The sequence below is a fragment of the Pseudoalteromonas sp. CO342X genome (assembly GCF_004208915.1).
In the GTDB taxonomy this organism is placed as follows: domain Bacteria; phylum Pseudomonadota; class Gammaproteobacteria; order Enterobacterales; family Alteromonadaceae; genus Pseudoalteromonas; species Pseudoalteromonas maricaloris.
Genome location: NZ_SGPH01000035.1, coordinates 76708 through 92614, shown reverse-complemented (window position 1 = coordinate 92614; position 15907 = coordinate 76708). Strand labels below are relative to the sequence as shown.

Annotated in this window: 13 protein-coding genes; 8 read left to right on the top strand and 5 right to left on the bottom strand. The window is 42.3% G+C overall.

From position 1 onward, the window contains the following. Positions 1–79: 79 nt before the first annotated feature. The gene (locus EXT47_RS15790; RefSeq protein ID WP_130127023.1) at positions 80–2587 is read right to left on the bottom strand and encodes an EAL domain-containing protein; all 2508 of its coding nucleotides are present in this window, start codon (positions 2585–2587) and stop codon (positions 80–82) included. Between the two features lie 320 nt (positions 2588–2907). On the opposite strand from EXT47_RS15790, the gene queA reads away from it, so the two are divergent. The 8 genes from queA (at position 2908) to EXT47_RS15745 (ending at position 12100) form a co-directional block, all read left to right on the top strand. Beyond that, on the top strand, positions 2908–3945 hold the full coding sequence (gene queA / locus EXT47_RS15785) for a tRNA preQ1(34) S-adenosylmethionine ribosyltransferase-isomerase QueA (protein ID WP_130127022.1): 1038 nt from the start codon (positions 2908–2910) through the stop codon (positions 3943–3945). A 377-nt stretch (positions 3946–4322) separates the two neighbouring features. Next, a complete protein-coding gene (tgt, locus tag EXT47_RS15775; RefSeq protein WP_010374167.1) occupies positions 4323–5462 on the top strand; it encodes a tRNA guanosine(34) transglycosylase Tgt in 1140 nt (379 codons plus the stop codon). A gap of 20 nt (positions 5463–5482) precedes the next feature. Further along, entirely contained in the window at positions 5483–5821 is a 339-nt protein-coding gene (gene yajC / locus EXT47_RS15770) for a preprotein translocase subunit YajC (protein WP_010374166.1), read from the top strand. Between the two features lie 24 nt (positions 5822–5845). Next, complete coding sequence (secD, locus tag EXT47_RS15765) at positions 5846–7705, top strand: protein translocase subunit SecD (RefSeq protein ID WP_130127021.1); 1860 nt, start codon at positions 5846–5848, stop codon at positions 7703–7705. Positions 7706–7714: 9 nt separating this feature from the next. After that, positions 7715–8659: a protein translocase subunit SecF gene (gene secF / locus EXT47_RS15760; RefSeq protein ID WP_039492733.1), complete on the top strand. Its 945-nt coding sequence runs from the start codon at positions 7715–7717 to the stop codon at positions 8657–8659. Between the two features lie 132 nt (positions 8660–8791). Beyond that, a complete protein-coding gene (locus EXT47_RS15755; protein ID WP_010374160.1) occupies positions 8792–9319 on the top strand; it encodes a hypothetical protein in 528 nt (175 codons plus the stop codon). Between the two features lie 112 nt (positions 9320–9431). Continuing rightward, positions 9432–11213: a bifunctional diguanylate cyclase/phosphodiesterase gene (locus tag EXT47_RS15750; RefSeq protein WP_039492731.1), complete on the top strand. Its 1782-nt coding sequence runs from the start codon at positions 9432–9434 to the stop codon at positions 11211–11213. 86 nt (positions 11214–11299) lie between these two features. Next, entirely contained in the window at positions 11300–12100 is an 801-nt protein-coding gene (locus EXT47_RS15745; protein ID WP_130127020.1) for an ABC transporter substrate-binding protein, read from the top strand. Here EXT47_RS15745 and EXT47_RS15740 read toward each other — a convergent pair. From EXT47_RS15740 to EXT47_RS15725, 4 genes are all read right to left on the bottom strand, one after another. After that, positions 12097–12717, bottom strand: a complete 621-nt coding sequence (locus tag EXT47_RS15740) for a hypothetical protein (RefSeq protein WP_223193778.1) — start codon at positions 12715–12717, stop codon at positions 12097–12099. The two genes, EXT47_RS15745 and EXT47_RS15740, sit on opposite strands and share 4 nt — an antisense overlap. A 367-nt stretch (positions 12718–13084) precedes the next feature. After that, positions 13085–14716, bottom strand: a complete 1632-nt coding sequence (locus tag EXT47_RS15735) for a methyl-accepting chemotaxis protein (RefSeq protein WP_039492727.1) — start codon at positions 14714–14716, stop codon at positions 13085–13087. A gap of 126 nt (positions 14717–14842) precedes the next feature. Further along, positions 14843–15553 (bottom strand): 16S rRNA pseudouridine(516) synthase RsuA, encoded by a 711-nt coding sequence (gene rsuA, locus EXT47_RS15730; RefSeq protein ID WP_165383824.1) that lies wholly within the window; start codon positions 15551–15553, stop codon positions 14843–14845. A gap of 23 nt (positions 15554–15576) precedes the next feature. Further along, on the bottom strand, positions 15577–15906 hold the full coding sequence (locus tag EXT47_RS15725) for a 5-carboxymethyl-2-hydroxymuconate Delta-isomerase (protein WP_017218460.1): 330 nt from the start codon (positions 15904–15906) through the stop codon (positions 15577–15579). Between the last annotated feature and the right edge of the window lies 1 nt (position 15907).

The following is a 15907-nucleotide window of genomic DNA, read 5'->3' as shown; positions in this document are numbered from 1 at the left end:
TGGTGACATTTTAAACTGGTATCTTTAATTATAGTGGACTTTGCAAGAAGTAAAAGTAACCTTTAGTATAAAAATGTTACTACGCTGTTTTTAGAGATAAAATAGTTTTTGCACTGCTCGCTAGTTGTTCAATAGGAAGCGGTCTAGAGATAAAGTAACCTTGTCCATAGTCCACACCTATTTCCTTAAGTTGTTGAAATATTTCTTTGTTTTCGACATATTCGGCAACTGAACACTTATCTAATGAGTGACTAATATCGTTTACAGCTTTGACCAGCGCCAGGTCAATTGGGTCGTTGAGCATGTCTCGAACAAAGGAACCATCTATCTTAACATGCTGCGCGGGTAGCTGTTTTAGGTAGCTAAAAGTGCTGAAGCCTGTCCCGAAATCATCAATAGCGAAATGGCAGCCAAGATCGTTCAGGTTTTTGATCATCGTCTGGGTTGCGTTAAGATTGTTAATACTGGCAGATTCAGTGATCTCAAAAATAACGCGATTAGCTGAAACTTGATGCTCTTTTAAGCAGGCTTGAATGTGTGGCTGCAGTCGTTCATCTAAAAATGAATGAGCGGATAGGTTAATGGCCACTTGGCTCAGGATCTCATGTTCCGCCAGTGCTTTAATGGCTGTTCTGATCACGCATTGATCCATCAAAAATGTATCATTAAGTAGCTCTAATGCAGGAATAAACTGATTTGGGTAAATTGTCTCACCGTTGATCTTTAATCTAAGCAGTGCTTCGTAATAGGCTATTTGTTGTTTTTTGAAATCCCAGATCGGTTGATAGTGGAGTTCTATGCTGTCGTTCTGAAGCGCTTGCCTAACACTATGGCCCCATTCTAAACCGGTTTGCAGTGTCTGGTTTTGTTCATCTTCTTTGTTATAACAATGAACTAAGTTGCGGCCGAGATTCTTGGCAATGTAAAGGGCTATGTCAGCTTGTTTTAAACACTCACTGGGATCCGCATTTTCATTGGTAATTTGCGTTAATCCGATAGAACAACTGAGAGAGTATGCATTGTCTTCAAAGTGAAATTTATGTTCTTCGATAGCCATGCAAATACTTTCAGCGCACATATGAGCGTCGAGTAAATTGGTGTGCTTAAGCAGTACAGCAAATTCGTCTCCACCGATACGGAAAGTGAGATGCTCTTCGCCTATTTTGTCGCCAAACAACTCAGATACCTCTTTGAGTACGATATCTCCTTGTTGATGGCCTTTACTGTCGTTGATGATCTTAAAGTGATCTAAGTCGATGTAAATTAGAGCGTGTTCTATCTCTTCTGCAGACTTTACTTCATTGCACAGCTGATTTAATTGCTGGTCAAAATAATAGCGGTTGTGTAAGCCGGTAAGCGTATCATGCAGTGCTAAGTGTCTGAGTTGTAGTTCAGCTTGCTTGCGCTCGTGAATGTTATCGAGAGTTGCAGTTATTGCGACCGAACTTGAGGTATTCTTGATAAGTTGCAGGCGGCACTCGACCCACACTAGATGTCCAGCTTTATGGCAGAGCTGCAGCTCGACTTGGGCATGTTGCCTTACCCCACTTTGAATTTCTCGAATGACTTTGTTGAAAGTTGCAAGTTCATCTTTGGCAATGTAGTTGCTGAGTTGAGTATTGAGGCTCGACTTAATACCAAAGCCCGAGAGGTATTCCCATGCTGGATTTATAAAGCGGATCGCGCCTTCCAAATCCAACTCGACGACTACAGTTCTGAGGTGCAGTAAGATCCTTTGGTGCGCAGAAAATAAATCTTTGTAGCGACTTTCACTGCGACTGAGTTGCTCAACTTTATTAGCAAACTCAGCATAGCTCACCATAAAATCTTCTCGCCGCGCCGCATGGTCGCATACCTTGCTTAAAAAGGGCATGTCGTATGGCGCTCGAACAAAGTCGGTAACACCTAATAATAGTAGTTGTTCAGCATGGTCGGCATCGCGTTTGTCAATAATGGTTACAATGGCTTGGCTTGGACGATGTTTGAGAATACTTTCGACTAAGCTTTCTGCGGAACCTGACAAGTTAGACGTAGTGTCCATTAAAACAATGGCGTAGTGATCTTGTAGAAATAGTGATAAAGCGCTGGCCGCCGAGCTTACATGTGTGCAAACGAAATTGTGCGATAGGTGCTCACATATTTTTTGCGCACGTTGTTGGTTGGGCTCTAACAACAGCAAGTTGAGGCGACTGCTTTTATCTAAATGCGTTGACAACACATTGGCCAGAATTTGCGGCAACATGTCTTGACGCTCAAATGGCAGCACGGCATCAATACTATAGCTACGGGCGGTGGTTTCGGCTATTCGTTCACAATAAGTTGGCGGAATAAGTACAATGGGGGTATTTTTGGGCGTTGCCAGCAGACCTGAGCGGATCATGCGAGAGAATCGCCAGCCGTCAATTTTGCCAACATCCAAGCCGGTGATCACTAAATCGACAGCTTGCATCTTCAATAAGCTTAGGGCATCTTGAGAGTCGGACTTGGCAATGATAGTAAAGACATCTAATGCACTAAGAGTTTTAGTCAAGGTTTGACGCTCGTGAGCACTGGCGTTAACAATGAGCAACGTTAGTTGTCTAGACACAATAAAAAAACCTCACCAGATACTGCGACACAATCATTGGGCTTGTCTTAAAGTTAGCAAATCGTACTTAACCGCCGCTTGATAATAATCAAACAGTGACGCGAACTTTGCTCGGAAATTATAGCCGATAGCGATAAGTTATTGTTTAAACGTAAAGAATAAAGAACGTACTAAACAAAGGTGCACACCGTACAAAACTTTACATGGTGATTACCGTTTTAGACTCGCTAGGTTAAAGGTATTTACGCAAGGTTACAAGCACTTGATTTCGCCAAAACACCGCACTAGACTTGGCGCACTTATAGAAATGAGGCCTTTCCATGCGCGTAGCAGACTTTAGTTTTGATCTTCCTGATGAGTTGATTGCCAGACACCCAATGAAGGAACGCTCTAGCAGTCGTCTTCTTACCTTAAATGGCAATAGTGGTGAAATAGAACACAAAGTATTTAGAGATATTTTGGCACTTATTAATCCAGAAGACTTAATCATCTTTAATAACACTAAAGTTATTCCTGCTCGTATGTTTGGTCAAAAAGCCAGTGGTGGAAAACTCGAAGTACTGGTTGAGCGCGTTGTAGATGAGCGTACTGTGCTTGCTCACGTAAGGGCGAGCAAGTCGCCAAAACCTGGTACTAAGATTGAGCTTGAAGGCCAAGCAAACGCAGAGATGGTTCAGCGCCATGGTGAATTATTTGAGTTGAGATTTGAGGGCGAAGAAAATGTATTGGCTATTTTAGATAAAATTGGCCATATGCCTTTGCCTCCTTATATCGACAGACCGGATGATGAAGAAGATAAAGAGCGTTATCAGACTGTGTATGGTGAGAAACCAGGCGCAGTCGCCGCACCTACCGCTGGACTGCACTTTGATGATGAATTGATGGCCAAGCTAAAAGACAAAGGTGTTGAGATGGCCTTTGTTACTTTGCACGTGGGGGCAGGTACGTTCCAGCCAGTGAGAGTCGATTCGGTGGAAGAGCATGTTATGCACTCAGAATATATCGAGGTCTCAGCAGAAGTCGTGGAGGCAATCAAAGCGGCAAAAGCCAGAGGAGGACGCGTCATCGCGGTAGGTACTACGTCGGTGCGCTCACTTGAGTCTGCGGCTAAAGCAAACGGCGGTGAAATTGCTCCACTTTACGGCGATACCGATATTTTTATTTATCCGGGCTACCGTTTTAACGTGGTAGATGCAATGGTGACTAACTTTCACTTACCAGAATCAACGCTCATCATGTTAGTGAGTGCGTTTGCAGGGCAACAACATATTATGAAGGCCTACCAAACCGCCATTGAACAGAAATACCGCTTCTTTAGTTACGGTGATGCGATGTTCTTGCAAAAGCAAGATAAGTAACTCACGCCATACAACTATTTAAATGCCCAGTGTTGCTGGGCATTTTGCGTTTTATAGCTGTAAAGTTGCAAGCTCGATATGGACTTTGTGTTTTTTATCCCAATATTATACCAATTAGTCTTAACGCTTGCTCAATTTGAAGGAGTAAATCTGACGCTAACTGCGTTAAAAATTTCTTATTTAGAGCAACTAAATATCAAAATTTTTGCCTTGTTATCGACAAGATTTTCTCGCCTCAAAATAGAACACTTAATTAAGATAATTGGTATTAGAATTGCGCTAGTAATCTTGGTAGAATCGAAAGATCACTGCCCTAAGCATTGGCTTAGCACGTTTTTTAGTCAAAGTTGGACTGTTTTTCCGACAACGAGGTAACAATGAAATTTGAATTAGATAGCAAACAGGGTAAGGCTCGCCGAGGTCGCTTGATTTTTGACCGTGGTGTGGTAGAAACGCCTGCATTTATGCCTGTTGGTACTTACGGCACAGTAAAAGGCATGACCCCTGATGAGCTCAAAGAAACGGGCGCACATATCTGTTTAGGAAATACCTTTCACTTGATGCTAAGACCTGGCACAGAGATCATCAAACAGCACGGCGATCTGCATGATTTTATGAACTGGGATAAACCGATTCTGACCGATTCAGGCGGCTTCCAAGTATTTAGTCTTGGTGCAATGCGTAAAATTTCGGAAGAAGGTGTGTTGTTCAAGTCACCAGTTAATGGTGAGAAAATCATGTTGTCTCCAGAAAAAGCGATGGAAGTACAGCGCGACTTAGGGTCAGATATCGTGATGATTTTTGACGAATGTACGCCGTATCCAGCGACAGAAAAAGAAGCAAAAGACTCGATGGAGCTAAGCTTACGTTGGGCTAAGCGCTCTAAAGATGCACATGCTGACAATCCTTCTGCACTATTCGGTATTATTCAGGGTGGTATGTACCCAGAGCTTCGTGCCGAGTCGCAAAAGGGTTTAGAAGAAATCGGCTTTGACGGTTATGCACTTGGTGGTTTATCGGTTGGTGAGCCTAAAGAAGACATGATCAATATTCTTGACCAATGTGCCTATAAAATGCCAGAAAACAAACCACGCTATTTAATGGGTGTTGGTAAACCAGAAGATTTGGTTGAAGCTGTGCGTCGTGGTATCGACATGTTTGACTGTGTAATGCCAACGCGTAACGCTCGTAATGGTCACTTATTTGTAACCGGTGGCGTGGTGAAAATCCGTAATGCAGCACACAAAACAGATACCAGTCCACTAGATGCGGAGTGTGATTGCCACACTTGTAAGAATTACTCTCGAGCGTACTTACATCACCTAGATAAGTGTAATGAAATTCTAGGCGCTCGACTCAATACCATCCATAACTTACGTTATTATCAACGTTTGATGGAAGGAATGAGAAATGCCTTATCTGAAGGTACATTTGATGAATTTGTCGAAGACTTTTATGCGCGCCGTGGCATTGCGGTGCCAGAGTTGGCTGACGTTGGTTTGACAGAAAATAATTAATTTATAAACGAGGAAGTGAAATGAGCTTTTTTATCTCAAACGCGCATGCTAGCACTGCTGCGGCAGCACCTGCTGGTGGTGGCATGGAAATGCTAATCATGTTAGGTATTTTTGGTTTGGTATTTTATTTTTTAATTTACCGTCCACAAGCCAAGCGTGTTAAAGAACACAAAGACCTAATGGGTGCATTAGGCAAGGGTGATGAAGTACTAACTCAAGGTGGACTAGTGGGTAAAATCACAAAAGTTGCTGATGACAAAGACTTTGTTGTAATCGCACTAAACGATCAAACTGAAGTGACAGTGCAAAAGTCAGCGGTTTCAGCTGTGTTACCTAAAGGTACAATGAAATCTCTATAAGAATAACAATAAAGGGATAGTCCAGTGTTAAACAAGTATCCAATGTGGAAGTACTTACTTGTTCTCGCTGTGTTAGCTATCGGTATTCTTTATGCCACACCAAACTTGTATGGTCGCGATCCGGCCATACAAGTGTCTGGCACAAAAGGTGCTGATGCGACGCTCAGTGTATTAGATCAAGTTAACGAAACCCTACAAAAGAACAACCTTGCCGTAAAATCTTCTGTGTTAGAAGACGGTCAAATCCTTGTTCGCTTCAAAAATGTTGAAGATCAGCTTAAAGCACAAGATATTTTGCGTAATAGCTTAAGTGATGATTACATTTCAGCAATCAATATGTCTCCGGCACAACCTGAGTGGTTAAAAGACTTAGGTGCAAACCCAATGAAGCTCGGTCTAGATTTAAGTGGTGGTGTTCACTTCACAATGGAAGTGGATATGGTCACGGCGATGGACAATGCACTTGAGCAAATGGAGCAAGATTTCAAGAGCGATTTACGTGATGAGAAATTGCGTTATCGTGCTGTTCGTCGTGTTTCTAATACTGAACGTGTACAAGTAACGATGCGCTCGGAAGAAGATAAAGACGCGGCAATGAGCTTCTTGAGAAAACGTTACCCGGGTAACGACTTTATTAATGATAGCAGCGATAGCCTCGCTTTCTTCTCAAGCCTTAGCGACCTTAAATACAAAGAGCTGCGTGAATACGCTATCAAGCAAAACGAAACTATTATTCGTAATCGTATTAACCAACTGGGTGTTGCTGAACCAAATGTTCAACGTCAAGGTGGTGAGCGCATAATTGTTCAACTTCCAGGTGTTCAGGACACGGCTCGTGCGAAAGAGATCCTTGGTGCTACTGCAACGCTTGAGTTCCGTGAAGTAGACGAAAATGCCGACGTGCGTGCAGCAGCACAAGGCCGCATTCCTCCTGGCACAGAAGTGATCCCACATAAAGATGGCTATCCTGTTGTGCTTAAAAAGCGCGTTATTCTTGAAGGTACGCATATCACAGGTGCGCAATCTGGTATGGATGAATATCAGCGCCCTCAGGTGAATATCAAGCTTGATAGCAAAGGTGGGGCAAAAATGAATGCCTTTACTAAACGTGCTATCGGCAAACGTATGGCGACGGTTTTTATCGAGTACAAACCATCTGGCAAGAAAGATGAAAACGGCAAAGCGTTACCACCAATCAAAGTGGAAGAAGTGATTAACGTTGCCACGATTCAAGCGCGTTTAAATAGCTCTTTCCGTATTACTGGTATTGATAGCCCAGCAGAAGCACATAACTTAAGCTTGCTACTACGTGCAGGAGCACTGGTTGCGCCAATTCAAATCGTTGAAGAGCGTACTGTAGGTCCAAGCCTTGGTCAGGAGAATATCGAAGCGGGTATGACTGCGGTTGTCCTTGGTTTTGCTTTTGTTCTTGCCTTTATGCTGCTGTACTACAAAGGCTTTGGTCTGGTAGCAAACTTAGCGCTTGCGGCTAACCTCATCATGATTGTGGGTGTGATGTCGATGATCCCAGGTGCGACGCTGACGTTGCCAGGTATTGCCGGTATCGTATTAACCGTCGGTATGGCCGTTGACGCTAACGTACTTATCTTTGAGCGTATTCGTGAAGAAATTGCGGAAGGTCGCAGTCCACAGCAAGCCGTTCATCATGGTTACGATAGTGCATTTAGTACGATTTTTGATGCCAACATCACCACTTTAATTGCTGCGGTGATTCTATTCTCTGTTGGTACAGGTCCAATTGCAGGCTTCGCGGTAACCTTAGCTATCGGTATCATTACCTCGATGTTTACAGCGATCGTTGGTACGCGTGCAGTTATTAATGCCATCATCGGTGGCAGACGTATCACTAAGCTATCAATCTAGGAGACGGACATGCAATTATTAAACTTAAAAGGCACTATCCGTTTTATGTCGGCAAGAAAGCTTTCCATGGCTTTCTCTGTTTTGTTGATCTTGGCTTCAATCGGCTCGTTTATGGTGAAAGGACTAAACTTTGGTTTGGACTTTACCGGTGGTACGGCAGTTGAAGTTGGATTTTCACAGCCAGCAGACTTAGCGAAGGTACGTAGTGTATTAGCCGAAAATGGTTTTGCCGATGCCTCTGTGCAACTTTTTGGTTCAAGCCAAGAGGTATTAGTGCGACTCGCCCCTCGTGGGGACGACGTGAAAGCTGAGGTATTAGGTAACCAGCTTATTGCAGCACTTAAGCAAGCAGACGAAAGTGTGGTGATGCGCCGCATTGAATTCGTAGGTCCAAGTGTTGGTGAAGATCTCAAAGAGCAGGGTGGCTTGGCGATGCTAACCGCGCTTATCTGTATCTTGATTTATGTTGCTTTTCGTTTTGAATGGCGCTTTGCGGTAGGTGCTGTATTTGCACTCTTCCACGATGTTGTACTGACAATGGGTCTGTTTTCTATCTTAGGTCTGGAATTTGACTTAACGATTTTGGCGGCAATATTGGCGGTAATTGGTTACTCACTTAACGATACTATCGTTGTGTCTGACCGTATTCGTGAAAACTTCCGTAAAGTACGCATTGACGACACCTTAGAGATCATCAACATTTCACTGACACAAACGCTTAATCGTACATTAGTGACCTCAATTACGACTATCCTTGTATTGATAGCGCTATTCGTATGGGGCGGTCAAACCATTCACGGTTTTGCGACGGCTCTGCTGTTCGGTGTATTTATCGGTACCTATTCTTCTGTTTATGTAGCGAGTTCAGTTGCAGTAGCAATGGGTGTTAGCAAAGAAGATTTGATCCCAGTAGAAGTTGAAAAAGAAGGTGCAGACCTAGACGCTATGCCTTAATCACAGAAGTTGTTGTGATAATCGAAAGCGGCTTTTTGGCCGCTTTTTTGTTGTTTGTAAAACGTCATTTTATTGTTTCTAAAAAATGACAGTAGTATATAATGATAATCGTTATCAATAAAGGAGATACCTATGTACAAACTTGTGATGGCGGTTGGCGCATTAACATTAATGACCGCATGTTCTAAGCAACCTGAATTAGAACAACGCACAGAGTCCGCTCCCACGGAAGCAACCTCATCTTTGGCGCAATATAAAGCACAAGCCGAGACTTTACTTGCGGATATTCGTATCGAGAAAGATGCTGCTGCACTTGAAGCACAATCCGCCGATCTTGTGACGCTTTCTAGAACTTTGCTTAATGAGTTTGTGGCCAAGTATCCTCAGTGTCAGACTTATCTAGATGCCTTGGATAAGGCCGCTGATATCATTCCTACTTTACCACTTGAAGAGATCGAAACTGGCTATCATGCAGATGGCAAATTACCCAAGTTTGATGACCCTGTTTGCTACCATGCAAAAGATTTATTAGTGCATCCAGCAACGGTGCAAGCGATTGCGATGAAAGGGTTTAGTGGCGCTGAAGACTATAAGAGCGCAGAGATGGAAATTGTGGAAGTGATTGCACACTTCGATCAGGTAGAACGAGCGCTGAAGTAAGCGGTTGAAAATCATTCAATTGCAAATTGGGTACATTTCACCCGATTGACATATATCTGTCATACTCTGTTGCTACCGTGCGCGATTATACTTTTACAGTGAGTTTAATGCTGTGGATCCTTCGCGCACGTTAGTACTTAATACAATAATAAAAGAAAAAGCTGTATTTACTCTGTTTCAGCCTATCTACGATCTTGCGAAACGGCAAATCTTAGGGTTTGAAGCATTAAGTCGTGGCATGTCCGGCTCATTGTTGGAATCTCCAGACAAGCTTTTTGCGATCGCGAGTAAGCAGGAGCGTTTGTCAGAACTCGAGATTATCTGTCGTGAAGCTGCTATTAAGCAGTTCGTCTCACTCAACCTTCCTGGTAAGTTATTTTTAAACGTTAGTCCAAAAGCGTTACTTGATCCGAGCCACCCAAAGGGCGAAACCAGACATCTTACAGAAGTGTATGGGCTCGATCCCAAGCGTGTCGTCATTGAAGTGACTGAGCAAGACAAAGTAGATGACGCGAATCTGCTACTAACTACAATTACCCATTATCGAGAACTTGGGTTTCAAATTGCGATTGATGATTTGGGAGCGGGTTATTCTGGTCTCAGAAAGTGGTCGGAGTTATGCCCTGACTACGTCAAAGTCGACAGATATTTTATCGACCATTGTGACCAAAGTGTGGTGAAACGTGAGTTTTTAAAGTCTATTATCGAGCTTGCTAAAGCCACTAGCACTCAAGTAATTGCCGAGGGAATTGAGCGGATGGAGGAGCTAAAGCTGATAGAGCAGCTCGGTATTGTAAACGCTCAAGGCTTTCTGCTCGCGAAGCCAACTCGAAAGCCACCGACAGAGCTGGCGTTGTTAAAATCCCTTCATTCGGAAGTTCGTTCCAGTGTCAATCAATTTGAGCAGTCGATGGCAATCGGTTGGCTTGCCAAAGAGGCCAATGCTATCCATGAATGTACGCAATGTATCGATGCTCATAGGTTGTTTGAACAAGATCGTAAGCTTACCAGCCTTGCTGTGGTGAATGATGCTAGAGAGCCTGTAGGGCTGCTACACAGAGATCAACTGACTGAGGTGTTTGCGGCACCATATGGTCATGCACTCTTCGATAAGAAATCAGTGATTAAGTTGATGGATAAACAGCCGTTAGTGGTGGATGAGCAGCAAGAGCTTGATACGGTGAGTAAGCAAATAACCGACCATGAATTTGATATTCGACGTCATATCATTATTACTAGAGATGGTCGTTATCTTGGCTTAGCGCCCTTGAGAGACATACTCAAGCACATCACAGAAGAAAAAATTCGTCATGCTCAACATGCCAATCCATTAACCATGTTGCCGGGCAATGTCGCGATAAATGAGGCAATAGAGCAAAGGTTACGTTCACATCATGACTTTTCTCTTGCATATATCGACCTTAATCATTTTAAGCAGTTTAATGATTTATATGGATATGCCAGTGGCGATAGCGTGATTAAGCTACTTGCCGAGGTGACAGTTGATGTATGTGCACAGAGCTCAAGTTTTGTTGGGCATATCGGGGGCGACGACTTTATGGTGGTGTTCGATAATAATGATGCAGAAGTGTTGTGTCATGAGATCATCACTCAGTTTGAGCTTAAATCAAAAGCCTTTTTTACTCCCGAGCATGTTAGTGCTGGCGGTTACTGGGCAACAAATCGTGAAGGGCAAAAGCAATTTGTACCTTTACTCACTTTATCGATTGGTTTAGTGAGACCAGATTTACAACACTGTATAAATTCGCACCAAGTTGCAGCTTTAGCAACGGATGCTAAGAAAGAAGCAAAGCGCTATCGTAATAGCTATTTATTTGTATGTAACCGTCGCAAGCCTACGGTATCGACTGTACGATTGGAAAATGCAGGTTGACTATATTTTTAATTACGCAATAGTAATAGCAATCCGTAAAAATACTCTTGATTGTAGTATTGTTTCCCCTAAAAGAGGGTTGTGCGATGAAGTTAAAGTTGAGTGTAATTATCTCTGCTCTGGTGTTTCAAAGCGCTTATATCGTGGCGCAAACCCCCGAGTTAATCTATGTCGCGAAAGAAGCGAGAACCTTGTACGATCGCGATCTTTATCTTTACGAATTACTAGAAAAGGCGCTGGCGGCTGCTAAGTACTCAGCTCAAATTGAACACATCAAAATCCACCCTCATCAACAGCGCACGCTAATGGCACTAAGCCGAGGTAAGGTTGATTTACATTGGTCGATGACCAGCCCTGCTCGTGAGCAAATTGCTATTCCTATTAAGATCCCCCTTTATGATGGACTTATTGGTAAACGTGTGCTGATTGTTCATAAAGATATTTATCCAGCCATAAAAGCAGTTCGGTCACTTAACGAATTAAAGCGTTTTACCGCAGTTCAGGGGCACGATTGGCCTGATACCAAAATTCTAAGCTATAACGGCCTTAAGGTCAGACCGATTTCTGATTATCAAACTATGTTTAATTTGATTGCGGATAAGAAAGCGGATTATTTTCCACGCTCGGTGATTGAGGCAAATTCAGAGTTAATCGCACAAAATAACGAGAACCTCATGATCGTACCTGATTTTCATCTATCGTATTCAACCGCCTTTTACTTCTTTGTAAATAAAGACAAGCAAGCGCTGGCAAAGGCTTTGGAAGAAGGGCTTGCCAAACTTCAAGAGTCTGGAGAGTTACAAACTTTAAAACAAAAGTATGGTTTGGATAAACAGTTTACAAGCGCAACTATAAACTTGGTGAATCCGTATTTTACAGAAGATTAACGCTTTTTGCGTAAGCTTGGCAGCGCATAGTCGTATTCCTCTTTATACGTTAAGGCAGTTAAAACAAGTAGGACGCCACAATTGGAAGCGTAAATAATGTAGCCACTAACGTCAAAACTGTAGAAGAAGATAGTACTGTTTACACCTTTAGCATGTCTTAAATAGTTTTCAACAAGTCCTGCAAAACTCATAAATACCCCTAAAATTGCCAACCAAGGTAAGATGGAATCTGCGAAGGTAAATCTCACTTTTGCCTTAGGAAAAAGCTTTTTAGTTAATTCAACTCGATGCGTTAAAGGGAAGACAACTGATAAATTTATTAAGAAATGTACGCCAAAAATAATGCTATTTTGGAGTAAGCGACTGCTTTCGGTTGAAGATAAGCTAATTAATCCGGATGAAAAAACAATGACTTCGAGAGAAAAAGGAATTGCAACCAGAATAGCTAAAGTGGAAATGTTAATGTCTTTCAGCCGAATCCCCACCACCAAAATTGCAGAGATCGTCATAATGTAAATTAAAAAGAAGTGATACCTAATATCATATAGTACAAAAAGACCTACTCCGATAACAGCGTAAGGAAGAAGTAGATCTCTTATTGAAAAGTTCTTTTTCATTTTGACAATCTAAAACTTAGTCTTTCTTTTGAGACTCTTGGCTTTTTTGTTGTGGAAATTCAGGTTCAAAAATACCGCCACCAGAAACTTTTTTGCATTCTTTCAAATTTAGCTTTTGCATTATCATAGTCCTTATTGAACACACTTGAATACCAAGTGATCAAATTGTATTGGATTTATCTTTTATTGTGATTCTCACAACTTCAGGAGAGCCGTGCCAGACTACTCAACCGACACTCCCGACAGGTACAAACTTAACACCAAATAAACACAAGGTGAATGAAAAATTAAAGAAAATTTTAAAATAATAGTTTAGATATATTTACACTATTCTAATGGTCTGAAAAGTAAAGATAAAATTAATTTTTCACACCTTGAATTTAGCCATCTCAAGCTCTAGATTTCCGGATAATGATTTAATCGTATCGGTTGCTTTATGTGCTTTTTCTGAGACGCTAGCCGTTTGCGAAGCGGTATCAGAAATAATAACGACGCGTTTAGCTGTATCTTCACCTGCATCCAACTGTTCTTTGGCTGCTTGAGCTATTTGATGACTCATTTGCGATATAGATTTTAAAGAATCGGCGACTTGCACAAGCGCTTGGGATGCTTTAGACGACATACTTACTGTCTTTTCACTTGTTGCAATACTCAAGCTTACCGAAGCCTTCGCATCTTGAGTCGCACTTTGCAGTTTAGTGATCATGGTACGGATCTCTTCTGTGCTGGTTTGAGTGCGCTGAGCAAGCTGTCTGACCTCGTCCGCTACGACAGCAAAGCCTCGTCCTTGCTCTCCAGCTCGTGCTGCCTCTATCGCAGCATTGAGAGCCAGTAAATTGGTTTGCTCGGCGATAGATTGGATTACGGTAAGTACATTGGCGATATTAGATACTTCTTCATCTAGCACTTGAATGTTATTACCAGCGCTGTCAATTTGTTGCTCTAATAATGCAATTTCAGTCGCTGCTTGAGCTGTCAGTTTGTCGGCTGCATTACCTTGCTTTTCAGCCTCTTGAACTGAATCTGCAGCTTGCTCTGCATGTTCGACAACGGTTTGTGCTGATGCTGTGAGCTCAGTAATTGCTGAAGCCACCATTTGAGTTTCTGCATTTAAACTACGAGTTAGATTCTCAAGTTCTACTGATCGTACCTCGCTGTCTGATGTTTGGTTTTGTAGCGCCTTGGTTGCTTCTTTTAGTCCCTCAACTACCCCTTTTAATCCGCCTTGCATATAGGCCATAGCTGCGAGAATGCTATAATCTTGACAGTCAGCAGTATTGATTGGCGTAGTCAGGTTTCCTCTTGAAACATGTTTTACGATTTCGAGCACATCATTGATTTCCGCCCCAAGTTTATTGTTGAGTGACAGTCCAAACCGCGCAAGTGCGGTGGTTAATGCAACGGCAACCACTAAAGAAAGTGCAACTAACCAGATTGCGGTGTCCCAATAGCGCTCGTTCACTTCTTTATAACTAATACCAGTGCCGACATACCAGCCAAACCCTGGGGTTTTTTGAACCACTGAGGTCAGGTCGACAACTTCTCCATTTCGTAATGAGGTCCAATTGTAGGTAATGATCCGATCAAATTGGTTACCGACTAAACGCTTTACCATGCTGCCTATGCTTTTGCCGTCAGCATCTTCAAAGTCATTAAAGCTGGTGTTATGTAGTTGGGGGTCATGAGGTGTTGCTACGAAGTCCATTTTATCATTAACAACATACACATACTCAGAGTCATGATATTTATTTTCTCTTAAAACTTGAATTGCCATCTCTTTTGCTTGTTGCTCAGTCAGTTTTCCTTGCTCTGCAAAGTGCTCAAACTGTTTAACAATATTAACGGTGCTTTTCATTAATTGGTTGATACGCGCAATATTATCGCTTTCACTGGCATGGCGTAGAGCTTGAAGACCTACAAAGGCAACGGCAAGTAATGAAACAAATATTGCGGCGGCAAAGGTAATTATTTTTGCTTTTAATGTGAAACTAGAAAACACAGGATCGCCCCCTAAAAATACTCTCATTACATGATTTAGCATGTTTAGGGGGAGTTTGTAAGTAGGTTAATGCCCTATGCGGGTTATTTTGAGATGATATTTACTCATACTACCTAAGGGCGAAGACTAATTTGCATTAATTATGCTTATTTCTTCATCAGTTAACGGGCGATATTCTCCCTTAGCAAGGGTTGGATCAAGTTCGATCCCTGCAATGTTTTCTCTATGGAGTTCAACTACTTGGTTGCCAACTGCGGCAAGCATGCGCTTTACTTGGTGATATTTTCCTTCGCAAATAGATAAGCGTAGTGCGAATTTATCAATAAGCTCCGCTTTTGCTGGCAGGGTTGCTTGCCTTTCACCATGTAACTCAACGCCTTGCTCAAGCTGTGTTAGCGCTTCTTCAGTGAGTTCATCGCGACTTTCTAGTACATAAGTTTTAAACTTTTGTTTCTTTGGCGAGGTGATTTGATGAGACCAATCACCATCGTTAGTGAGCAGAACCAAACCCGTCGTATCGATGTCCAGTCTACCTGCAACATGAAAATCTTTTAAGTTAGGTTCTTCGATTAAATCGAATACTGTAGGGTGCAATTCATCACTATTTGCACATACATAACCTTGCGGTTTGTTTAGCATATAGTAGCGTAAACCCAAATACTCTAGGCGATTGCCATCGAAAGTAATGTGGTCTGCTGGAGTGACTTGGATATCACCTTTTTTGACGACATTGCCATTGACGGTAACTAGACCTTTTTTAATATTAATTTTGACCTTGCTGCGCGGCATCTCTGCAACGTGGCTCAAAAATTTCTCCAATCTACATGGAAATTTCATAGCTAAATAACTCGAATAATAAATTAGTTTTTGCGGTAAATATCGGATAATAAATCATAGCAATGGACACTGAGAGCAAAATGCTCCCCGACCTTTGCGAGCAAAAGCTTTAGAGCACCTTCCGTGAGCATTTGTTTTTGCTCTAATGTTCTACCAGCCATCATATGGATCTGCAGGTGAATAAATCCTTGTTTGCCATCACCTAACTGAAAATGCTCAAAAGCAACAGCACGGGTTTTGACGGAAGTTGGATCAAACAAGCCACTTGCACAGGCAAATTGCTGCACCTGTGATACTAATGCCTCGGTTTCAATTGGCAAATTAGCTGAGTGTTCGAGAATAAAGTGTGGCATG

What these genes read in the sequence shown, in the direction of transcription:
- EXT47_RS15740 (WP_223193778.1), bottom strand. Translation starts at nt 12,717, where the DNA reads ATGAAAAAGAACTTTTCAATAAGAGATCTACTTCTTCCTTACGCTGTT.
- yajC (WP_010374166.1), top strand. Translation starts at nt 5,483, where the DNA reads ATGAGCTTTTTTATCTCAAACGCGCATGCTAGCACTGCTGCGGCAGCA.
- EXT47_RS15725 (WP_017218460.1), bottom strand. Translation starts at nt 15,906, where the DNA reads ATGCCACACTTTATTCTCGAACACTCAGCTAATTTGCCAATTGAAACC.
- tgt (WP_010374167.1), top strand. Translation starts at nt 4,323, where the DNA reads ATGAAATTTGAATTAGATAGCAAACAGGGTAAGGCTCGCCGAGGTCGC.
- secF (WP_039492733.1), top strand. Translation starts at nt 7,715, where the DNA reads ATGCAATTATTAAACTTAAAAGGCACTATCCGTTTTATGTCGGCAAGA.
- queA (WP_130127022.1), top strand. Translation starts at nt 2,908, where the DNA reads ATGCGCGTAGCAGACTTTAGTTTTGATCTTCCTGATGAGTTGATTGCC.
- EXT47_RS15745 (WP_130127020.1), top strand. Translation starts at nt 11,300, where the DNA reads ATGAAGTTAAAGTTGAGTGTAATTATCTCTGCTCTGGTGTTTCAAAGC.
- EXT47_RS15755 (WP_010374160.1), top strand. Translation starts at nt 8,792, where the DNA reads ATGTACAAACTTGTGATGGCGGTTGGCGCATTAACATTAATGACCGCA.
- rsuA (WP_165383824.1), bottom strand. Translation starts at nt 15,553, where the DNA reads ATGAAATTTCCATGTAGATTGGAGAAATTTTTGAGCCACGTTGCAGAG.